Annotated in this window: 9 protein-coding genes; 3 read left to right on the forward strand and 6 right to left on the reverse strand. The window is 51.3% G+C overall.

Annotated elements, in window-relative coordinates:
• Window positions 1–256, reverse strand: a 256-nt coding sequence (locus BP26_RS28940) for a helix-turn-helix domain-containing protein (RefSeq protein ID WP_157572697.1), incomplete at its 3' end; no start/stop codon positions are given.
• A gap of 403 nt (window positions 257–659) precedes the next feature.
• Between BP26_RS28940 and BP26_RS0122155 the strand changes: the two genes are divergently transcribed.
• The gene (locus BP26_RS0122155) at window positions 660–1,958 is read left to right on the forward strand and encodes a PKD domain-containing protein (RefSeq protein ID WP_157572698.1); all 1,299 of its coding nucleotides are present in this window, start codon (window positions 660–662) and stop codon (window positions 1,956–1,958) included.
• A gap of 96 nt (window positions 1,959–2,054) precedes the next feature.
• Here the strand turns inward: BP26_RS0122155 and BP26_RS29805 are convergent, their stop codons facing one another.
• On the reverse strand, window positions 2,055–2,843 hold the full coding sequence (locus BP26_RS29805; protein WP_157572699.1) for a hypothetical protein: 789 nt from the start codon (window positions 2,841–2,843) through the stop codon (window positions 2,055–2,057).
• 353 nt (window positions 2,844–3,196) lie between these two features.
• Window positions 3,197–4,441 carry a hypothetical protein gene (locus BP26_RS29810; protein ID WP_157572700.1) on the reverse strand — a complete coding sequence of 415 codons (1,245 nt, stop codon included), beginning with the start codon at window positions 4,439–4,441 and terminating at the stop codon, window positions 3,197–3,199.
• 295 nt (window positions 4,442–4,736) lie between these two features.
• Between BP26_RS29810 and BP26_RS0122160 the strand changes: the two genes are divergently transcribed.
• Both BP26_RS0122160 and BP26_RS28945 read left to right on the forward strand, forming a co-directional pair.
• The gene (locus BP26_RS0122160) at window positions 4,737–5,381 is read left to right on the forward strand and encodes a hypothetical protein (RefSeq protein ID WP_157572701.1); all 645 of its coding nucleotides are present in this window, start codon (window positions 4,737–4,739) and stop codon (window positions 5,379–5,381) included.
• Window positions 5,382–5,501: 120 nt separating this feature from the next.
• Window positions 5,502–6,758, forward strand: coding sequence for an STAS-like domain-containing protein (locus BP26_RS28945; protein ID WP_084183333.1), 1,257 nt, complete (start codon window positions 5,502–5,504; stop codon window positions 6,756–6,758).
• A 77-nt stretch (window positions 6,759–6,835) separates the two neighbouring features.
• Here BP26_RS28945 and BP26_RS28950 read toward each other — a convergent pair whose 3' ends face one another.
• The 3 genes from BP26_RS28950 to BP26_RS0122170 form a co-directional block, all read right to left on the reverse strand.
• Window positions 6,836–8,404 carry an ATP-dependent nuclease gene (locus BP26_RS28950; protein WP_084183334.1) on the reverse strand — a complete coding sequence of 523 codons (1,569 nt, stop codon included), beginning with the start codon at window positions 8,402–8,404 and terminating at the stop codon, window positions 6,836–6,838.
• 109 nt (window positions 8,405–8,513) lie between these two features.
• Window positions 8,514–9,377: an AlbA family DNA-binding domain-containing protein gene (locus BP26_RS0122165; protein ID WP_029922743.1), complete on the reverse strand. Its 864-nt coding sequence runs from the start codon at window positions 9,375–9,377 to the stop codon at window positions 8,514–8,516.
• 142 nt (window positions 9,378–9,519) lie between these two features.
• A partial coding sequence (locus tag BP26_RS0122170; protein WP_245611872.1) for a transposase occupies window positions 9,520–9,858 on the reverse strand: 339 nt, incomplete at its 5' end.

The following is a 9,858-nucleotide window of genomic DNA, read 5'->3' on the forward strand; positions in this document are numbered from 1 at the left end:
GCATGACCGCCCCGACCTTGAGGGCTTTGACCAATTCACGGCGCTGCGCCTGATCCAATCCCGCCGGACGGCCGCGGCGACCATCTTTGAGCGCCCCCGGACCTTCAGCCTCCAGCTTCAGCCGCCATTTGCGCACCGCCTCAGGGCTGACGCCCACGCGCCGGGCGACTTCCGATTGGTGCACACCCTGCTGCAACAGACGACCAGCCTTGAGTCGCCGTCGCTGTAAATCCGATGCTTTCTGAGGCTCTGCCATTGGTGCCCTCCAAGCTACCACAGCGGCAGACCACAAACAGCAAAAATAGTTTCAACTATTTATGCAAGGCTCAATAAAAGTAAATGAAGTGGCCGCCTTATTCTTTTGGCCGGCAAAGTGCATATATTCTTGCGCGCTTTCACTTGGCCGCTACGCAAAGCATTTTGCGAAGTGAGAACCCGGTCACAAAAGTACCGAACAGTCCCGCGTCAGAATCCCTGATGCTCCACACTTTCTGATTGTCCGTGGAAAATGGACGAAAGATGGTGCATGGATGATTTCGGTACGGACAGGTGTTCGCTGTTTCCACACTCGGTAGCGTGGCAGCGATGGGCAGGTCTGATTTGATAGAAAAAGTGTTGTGCTTCAAGCGTGCCGGGCATAAGGGGAAAAAGACATGCACATGAATACTGCCGCTTGGCGTTTGCTCCTTGCCTTCGCGTTCCTGATCGCCGCGAGTCCGGCTCAGGCCCTCGCCACGATCTATCTGGACGGGGCGGGCGGAAACATCGTCTTTCCCGCGAAGCAGACCTTCATTGACGGGCTCGGCGGGGCAAAGATCAGCGCTTCCACCTTCAATGGCGGGGCCGGTACGGTATCGATCAAATTGCAGTCTGCGCCGAAGGGCGCTGCAACCCGCCTCTACTACCTGGACTTCGCAGGGTTCAACGGTCAGACGCTCAAGCCTGGCAAGTATGCGCGAAGCATCAATGGCGGCTTCTATGTAAACCCCAAGCTGGCCTTCATGGACGTGGAGCCCGCGGCGGGCCAGGGCTGCGCCTATGCGGATGGCGCCTGGTTCGACGTGCTGGAGGCCACCATCCTTCCGGACAACACCGTCCTCAACCTTGCCATCGACTTTTTCGAGCCCTGCGCCAGCAGCGCGCCGTTGTTCGGCGCCATACGCATCAACTCCCTGCGGCCGGTCCCCAAGTTCGGCCCCTACGCCATTGCGGGCCGCCCCCAGATCGTCGACCAGGGCTGGACCGTTCGGCTCGATGGAGTGGAGTCATCCGCAAATGACGGCGCGCAGCCGCCCGCCAGCATGCTGAGCTACGCCTGGAAGCAGATCGCAGTCCCAGTTGTCAGCTTGTCCGCCGCCACCGCGCCCAACCCCACATTCACAGCGCCGGCAGTGCCGGCGAGCGCATCCGGCGTGCCGTTGACCTTCCGCCTGACCGTCACCGGCCCGCTGGGCCTGCAGGATACCGATCAAGTCACCGTGACCGTCCACAATCCGCAAGACCCGCAGACCAGAATCTACCTTGACAGCGCCTCCGGCGAACAAGTGGGGCAGGGGCAGCGCTACTACTTCACCGAGGCAGACCATACTTTCGCCGTCACCGGCTACGGCGGCGGCCTGCAAATCACGGTGGATACCTCCGCATGGCGGCTGGCGTTCGCCCCCACGACCGGCACCACCTTTGTGCCGGGCACTTATACCGGCAGCAGAAACTACCTGGGCACCAGCCCCCTCATGGATGTTGATGGGCTTGGGCGCGGCTGCGGCGATACCTCCGGAAGTTTCTCCATCATCCAGGTGGCGCCTCCATCGGGGAGTGCCAGCCAGGGCCAGTATGCGTTTGATTTCGAGCAGTACTGCGATGCGCTGTCCCCACCCTTGAAGGGTTCCATCAGGATCAACAGCGCCGTGCCGTTGCACGATGGACTTGATCAGACCCCAGTGGTGCCGGAGGAATAGGGAACAGACTACGATATTGATCGCTATCCGATAGCAATCGTGGTCTGTCCCTTATTATCCTTTCTTCCAAATGTTGATTGTTAAATCAAAAATGCTCTAACGGGTGCCTCTACCCAAATAGTTGCCGTCAAACTCGTCGAACTTTATTAAACCGAAGTCAGTGGGCGGGGTGTATCTAGCCCCGTCTTCGTCTACAGCAACAAGTTCCCATGTTTCGTCTCTTTTCGAATAGCGAAACGAGTACGAATGGGACAAATGGGAGGTGGCGTCTCCGCTAGAGTTGTAAATTACAAACGACTTATATCTGGCATCGATGCCATCGAACGCATCGGGTTCAGTGCCTCCACAAGCGGAGCACTCAATTATTTTTTCGTTTCTTCCCGCCAGAATCAGCGTGCCCGTGCTCTGTCGAATTAATATCAGCAGTGCGCGCCGCCCTGCGTCATCTTCGACGACCAGCAAATAATCTGACCGCCCATCCCCATTAAAATCATTGCTTTCAAGCTCGATCGGTGTTGAGTTACTTTCCACGAAAGGCATAATCTCTTGTGGAGCATCGATTTTGAAATTTCCTGGGCGCCAGGCATACAAAAAGAACCCAAGCGGATACACGTCAGCATGTTTTGTTGCGGAGTGCACCAATACACTGAATGTTCTGCGTACACCTAACTTCAGGTCCCACTTAACCTCCCATATAACATCCTGCGCTTCAGTGTAACTTTGTATGCGTGGCGCGCTGAGGTCGGCGGCTTTGTAGCCTTTTGATTCAGCCGCGGCCTGGGCAATACGAAGGGCTTCCGTCCGTTGGATTCTTTTTAAATCGGCTGAGGCGGCATTCCAGAAGAGCGCCGCAAAAATAGTTATTGCAACTAGTTTCAGATTCATGAACGCACGCCTCTTATCGTCCAATGAGTTATCGGGGGTAGGCAACACAACCTATTCCGAGCAATGCCCGAAGCTGATCTGCGGCAGAGAAGATTTCGTGTTTGCAAGGACGCGGACATTCATGAGCCTAATACATAAAACAAGTAATAGGGGACAGTCGTCCCCTATTACCCTTACCCTACCCTATTACCCTAAGCCAATGCCGGTGGCGCAATCCAACGATCGAACTTGTAAGCGAAGCTCAAATTGTATCGCGGCTCATCGTCGGTAGCTGACGCTGAATATGACACTCGAGGGGTAGCCGGTAGGGCGCAATAAGCGAAGTGCATTGCGCCCGCTTGCTGCTAGTACCATCAAATAAATGCAGTTCTATCCAAAGCAAATTGAATACCAGCAAACGTTGTCACGGCTGCAAATTGAGTGCTTGCATCGGGAGCGGAAGTGGTCTCGTTCCAAGTGCTTGAAACCGTGCTCCTCCGAGTTGTATAACTTTTATTGCCACTTTCACGGACGAGTAATTCGCGCTGATGTAGATTGCGAGTTGCCAAAACGCGCTTTTCAATCCAACTATCTACCTCTGTTGCGGGTAGGATTCCATTACTCGAAGTAGTCTCTTTGAGAAATTCAATCAGCTCATTCGTGAGCGTGATTGACAGACGAGATTTAAATGCTTCCTCTCCCTCTCCAAACTTGGTGTCTGTTTCGAGAGAACGATATTCGATAGTTCTATTCCATTTATCGGAGCTACTTTTGTCGAAGCCAGCGAATAGCACTTCACCAGTATCCAGCTTACGCACGAAATCGATGTTGTCGGGATTGGTTCTGCCTTCATAAATGGCGGTGGCCGTACTCCATAGGCCTGCGGCAGCTAGAGCTTTTGAAAATGATTGTCGTCTGATGGCTCGAGCAATTGTTGCAGAATCAATTTTGCTTAATTCTTTAAGATCTTCGTTTAGCTCTGGATCAATAAAGACGAGTTCGGCTGATTCCTCGCTATTCCATTGAGGAACGTAAAGACCCCCTACCATACAAGATCTAAATATCGTTCCATTCGACAGGTTATTCTTTTGAGCGATTCCCTTCTCTAGGGCCTCCATCAAATAGGCCCGTGATGTCTGAGTGCCTTTACACTCGAGAATATGTAAATGTCCCTTTGAATCGACTGCAATATAGTCGGGCGTTTTGGAGGGGCCACGCCGAGCCCTATTGGCGTGAGAGACAACTCCCGCTAGTAATGTCTCCAGTAGAAAACTGGTGTCGGCAAAATCTTCAAAGCCATGGTAGTCGATGAGATATTGACAGGGAAACCCAATGCCAAAGTCATCGGCAAGAATGGTCTTCTGATGTGGATCGATCTCAGACCAAACTCTGCGTAATCCAAGATTAGGATTTCGGGTGGAGATTGCTGCCGCGTATCTAATCCACGCCCAGAAAGTTGATAGGTTAAATCCTCTGTACCTCGGAGGGGCAGTAAGATAGCCAATTGTCAGCATAGTTCTCAGTACGTTGCAGTCCCAATTGGCTTGCACTGGAAGACCTGAAAGAAGCCCGTTAATACCAAATGTTTGGTCGGTCCTTACTTCGATTTTCTTATTCATTAAGGGGCTGCTCCCAATGTACATTCACAAGAGAAAAAATGGGACGAATCGATAGTTGGCGATCACAGATAACCAATCGCTAACTTGTGCAGCTGTGCACCTGATTTTCTGATACCTGTTGCGCATGAGGTAGCCGAAGCCCGCCGTTTACCATGCCGTAGTGGGACCCAGATCACAAAGCGCCCAACTTCGGCCCTTGCATACAACGCAGTACCATGCGCATGATCTAGGCAAGCCGTATATTCCAAGCAAAGGATTGCGTCACAGCACACGCTACATAGCCTCGGGGGAGGTTATGAATCGCATGGTCGAAACGCTTGGCTACGGCCTCATCGCCACCGCGATTGTGGGCGCCTCCCTCTATGGGCTTGCCCGCTATGCCGAAAGCGGCGCCCCCGCCGCTACTTCCCAGCCAGAACAGGCTGCCCGGTCGCCCGTAAGCCGTGCACCACAATCTGTCACTATTGCTCCGCCAATTAGTCTCGCGGCGCGGCCTTCTGCTCCAACGGAAAACTACGTCCGCACCAAGGACAAGATCTACTACCTAGCCTCCGCTTCCCCGGCACAGATGGACTCCGACATCTGGAATGCCATGCGCCGTAATTGCTACGCCGCCGCCAATATGAACCGCGACGGTGAATATCCCGCGCTACAGCAATCCGCCTGTACCCGATTCGCCGATTTCGGCCGGCAGAAGGGTTGGGACACCGGGGTGCTGCCAGCGTATGGAACGCTCAAGCCAAAGCCGCAGCAGCAAGTCGCCTATCAGGGTCAGGCGGAGTCGGACAATTCGGGGGAGTGCGCTTCGCTGCTTCAGGAAGGGCAAAACATCGAGGCGGCAATGCGTGCCGGGTATCAGGAGCCGTTGGGGAATTGGTATCGGGGACGGCTGCGGGAGGTGGAGGAGCGGCTTTGGAAGCTGCATTGTCCGAAGCGCTGAATTTAATTGTAGTCTGTCCCGTATTACTCGCGATTTATAAATATCCGAGCGCAAGCCCTCTTCGATGCGAATGGCATTTTTGAGGACCGTCACGATACAAAAATAAATTAGGGAGGAGTGATGAGCGGATCTATCGAGCGAGTAGACAATCGAATTATCGTGAGTGGAGAACTCCACGATTTGCATCGCCTTCTTGCTTATATTCACATAATTGTTCAGAAGCTTGGCTATCAGGATGTCCTGTTGGATTTACAGCACTGTACGATAGCCTATCAAAACTCAATGCTGTCAGTCTGTGCACAAGTATCGGCTTACAGAGAAGGCGGCATCTCATTTCGTCTTATCGCTCCAACGAGTCAACTCCTCGGCAATTTGTTTAAAAATACAAACTGGGGATATTTTATTGATCCACATCAGTTCCCTCCGTCGACATTCAAAGGGCACACTCGCGTTCCGGCAACTCAATATCGGAACCCGACAGAGCAACAATCGGCTGTTAACCGTATTGTTAACGTAATACTCGGGGCAATTCCAGAGCTTGAGAGGGCCGACTTTGCAGCTTTCGAGTGGGCCGTGAATGAAATCACGGACAATGTCTTGGTCCATTCAGAATCAAAGATCGGCGGACTGGTACAGGTTTCTACATTTGTGAAGTTCAAGAAAAGAGTTCAGTTTGTAGTTGCTGACGCGGGGGTTGGAATTCCAACCTCTCTGCGGGGTGGCCACCCGGAGATTCAAACTGATGGTGAAGCTCTCGACCGAGCGATCAGAGAAGGAGTGACCCGAGATCCGTCGGTAGGCCAAGGAAATGGCTTGTTTGGGAGCTTTCAAATATGTAGCAAATCCATGGGGGATTTTCTGGTGGATTCCGGCTATGCGCGCTTAAAGTTTGATCCGAACAAGGGGTTGCATATTCAGAATCAAACTGTTCCCTATAGTGGAACATTGGTGGTAGCAACCGTGGATTTCTCTGACCCAAAATTGCTAGAGGAAGCACTTCGTTTTAAAGGCATAAAGTATGCTCCGGTCGATTTTGTCGAAACGAAATATACCGCCAATGCAGCAGGCGATATCCATTTCAAACTAACAGAAGAAAGCCTGTCATTCGGAAGCAGGGTTTCGGGAAAACCCGTGCAAAATAAACTGCTAAATCTGGCAAAGATGTGCAGCGGAGTCGTCTGGATTGATTTTGTCGATGTTCCGATTCTTTCTAGTAGCTTTGCGGATGAAGCATTTGGGAAGCTTTTTCTTTCTTTAGGGCCGGTGCGATTTATGCAAAAAATACGGTTGCATAACATGTCAGACATTGTCGAAGGACTGGTTAACAAGGCAATTGCGCAACGAATGCAAACTGGAATGTCTGATGCAGATAGCTAATGCGGTAAATCAAAACAAAAAGGGGCCTGGCTGATTTATGAATATCTGAGCCAGGCCCCTTTAATCTTTTGACTAGGTTATTGCCCAAACAGATCATCTTGCATTTTAGTTGGAGGTTCAGGCTTTCTATTCTCGACAACGCCCTCTGCGTTGATCTTGACGGGGCTCAGAGCCTCCTGAATCGGTGTGAGTATCAATCGTGCGGCGTCCGGATATTCTTGTACCCAAATACTCAGGAAGCCGTCTCTAACCGTAGTCGACGGAATCAAGCCCAATCGCTTTCCGACCTGTGAATACAATAAGTGTGAATCTCTATTTGTTTGACTGACTTCAGTGATTACCTTTTCCACTAGATCTTCATCTTCATATTTCCGGTGAAGGGCAACGGCGAGTCGACCTTTGCAATTGCTCAAGCGATCTTTTACGGCATTAAATATAAATTGCTCCGGACTTTGGCCCGGTAACCGGAATACGTTCTCTTTGCTGTTCTCAAGCTGTCGTGAATCCCCATCAATAAAGCAAAGTGAAGGAAACTTTCGCGTTGGGTCCATATTGTGATGCTTATTAACTTCTACCGCGATGCCATCGCCAGCCATGCCGTGTACTTCTATCAATTCAATCTGCAATCCTGCATGCCGGACAATGGTTTGCATCCAGGCCGCGCTAAACTCGTCTTCTGTAAAGACCGCCAATGCCGCATCAATTTCGCCTGTTATTGCTCTTAACGACTCGATACTTAGCTTCCCCTGAAAAATCCGGTTCCTAACGGATGCCCAAATTGCTTTGTCTGGCAAAGGGCGAAGCGCATCGTTTGAGTGAGTCGTAAATATGGCTTGTGCGCTTTTTCGAAGGGCAACATCTATTAGGTATTCGACCATTCGAATTGTGGCAACTGGATGCAATCCGTTTTCGATTTCTTCAATAAGGATCAGCGAATTGTCTTGAAGACTTTCGATTCTCATAATCATTCGAATGATGCTCGATTCGCCCGCACCGAAATGGAACTCTGAGTAAGACACTCCTAGTTCGGTCTGGCCTGACAATAAAGTGACTCGTCCCCGTGTATCAATCTGCATATGTGTGTAATTCGCAACACTCTTGCCTAGAATGCGCTGCACTGCAGTTGCAACGGGTTCGGTGAGTTTAACTACGGATTCTGGTTTGACTTCAAACGCTGCAGTGGCGCACTTACGTAGTTCCGCTCTTTCATTCGCTGGAACAGTTCGAGCAACTCCAAAAACTACAACGTCTCGCTCAATCTGATCGCGAGACCACTTTGTATTGAGAAAGCTCACTGTCCTTCGAAATGACTCTTTTGGATTAATCCCTCGATCTACAAGCTCGCACTCGAAACGCCAATTCTGCATGCTGTCATCGAGCTTCCCGCTCTTTGCAAAAAACTGACGGGGCTTAACCGATTTGTAAGCACAAGCTGCGGCTCCAAGGATTGTCGTCTTGCCCCCTCCATTTGGAGCAATCAACGCGGTTACAGGGAACTCAAAAGAAATCAGTTGTTTTTCAAGTCCTCGAAGCTTGGTTATATTCAACTTCTGAAGATATTTTCCGTAGCTTTGCTTGGCTGCTTTCTCCAACAGCTGCTGAACTTCACTGTGTCTGATTTCACTTTGAAAAGTGTTTTGCGCCATTTCAACCAACTCCCCCGTCGCGAGTGTCGTTCAGCGGTTTGGTACTTTGCATAAAAAGCGGGTAGGCAGAATGAAGTGAGCCAGGGCCTGTTTCATTTTTTATGTGTATTTAGGTGTTGCCCCGGATCGTTTCGACCAGAACATATTGCTCGGTGGTCTGCCAGGGGACGACTAGCAGAACGTCTAGGATTAGCCCGATCTTTCCACCAGTTGTTGCCCATGCTTCACGAATAACCCCATAAGGAAGGGCGACTGGCAATACGATGCCGCCTGTTCGAGGGTGAATCTCAAGCTCGAAGCTGCCCTCGTTCAAAGCCCCCAGTTTCACATCAGGTTGCGGATTCCCCATATGAATACGGCGTGGGGATGGTTCAAACTGGTTCGGTTGCCAAAGACCGTCCACCAGTTCTACGTGTTTGGATTGTACGGCGTGCGAAGCCGCTTCCAATGCCAGTCGTGCTGCACGAGATCCGTTCATGATGTGACGCTCCGCCTCCCCAGGGTTCATGCACTCTTTGCCGTGGTTGTTGCGACGCAAATATTCGATGTGATGGTCTGCTCGGTTCCAGAGAGCCACGAGGTTGCGATTCGGGGGGATGTTGATCGCCAGAATAATCCCTTGAGGTAGGGTTACTTTCTCGATGCGATAGGTGAACGTCGATGGTGTCAAGTATTGTGCGACGGCTTGATCAATCCATTGAGTAAGACTAGCAGCGTCAAGCACCGGTTTGATCCCGCTAGCCACTCGCCGAATATCCTCTTCGACGCCGATGAGGAGGCATCCACCATTGGTATTTGCGAATTGGCTTATGTCGCGGCAGAGTTCTAGTTGACCCTCAGTTTTGGCGTCCGACGGCACACCGCGTCCGAAGCCATCGATGGAGCTCTTGAATTCGAGCTCAATCGTTTCGTAGGTCGTACCCAAGGCCACCGTTCTATTGAAATCGGCCTCAGAATTTACGTACTGCGGCATCGTAGGTTTCCCTATAACTTGGTCCACATAAGCTCACGCCAGTATGCGGTGCAGCTTCCTAAAGCTTAGTCCCTTTTGACCTGAGTGAAGTGCGCTCGCGATGGCGTAAATCACGTTTTGTGTTCTCCCCAGTAGCGTCCGGTTAATCGCCCAATAGATTCAATTGGTTGGCAGCGGGGTTGTTGTTGAGTGAGTCGTTGGCCTGTGCCAAGACGCATTGCAACGTGGTTTTCTCGAACAGCGTGAGACTCAACACCTGTAACAATTCGTAAAGTGAAGCATTGAGTCCTAGCCGTTTGCGTACGATGGCAATCAGCACATAAATCGACACGGCAATCCACAATTGGGTCTTCACGGCATTGGTCGAGGTGCCGTAGAAAGCTTTTATGCGCAGATGCTGCTTGATCCATCGGAAAAAGATTTCAATTTGCCAGCGCCGGCGATACAACGCGCTGACCGTTGTCGCCGGCAAAGCGAAGTG

The sequence above is a fragment of the Nevskia soli DSM 19509 genome, assembly GCF_000711955.1.
GTDB classification, from domain to species: domain Bacteria; phylum Pseudomonadota; class Gammaproteobacteria; order Nevskiales; family Nevskiaceae; genus Nevskia; species Nevskia soli.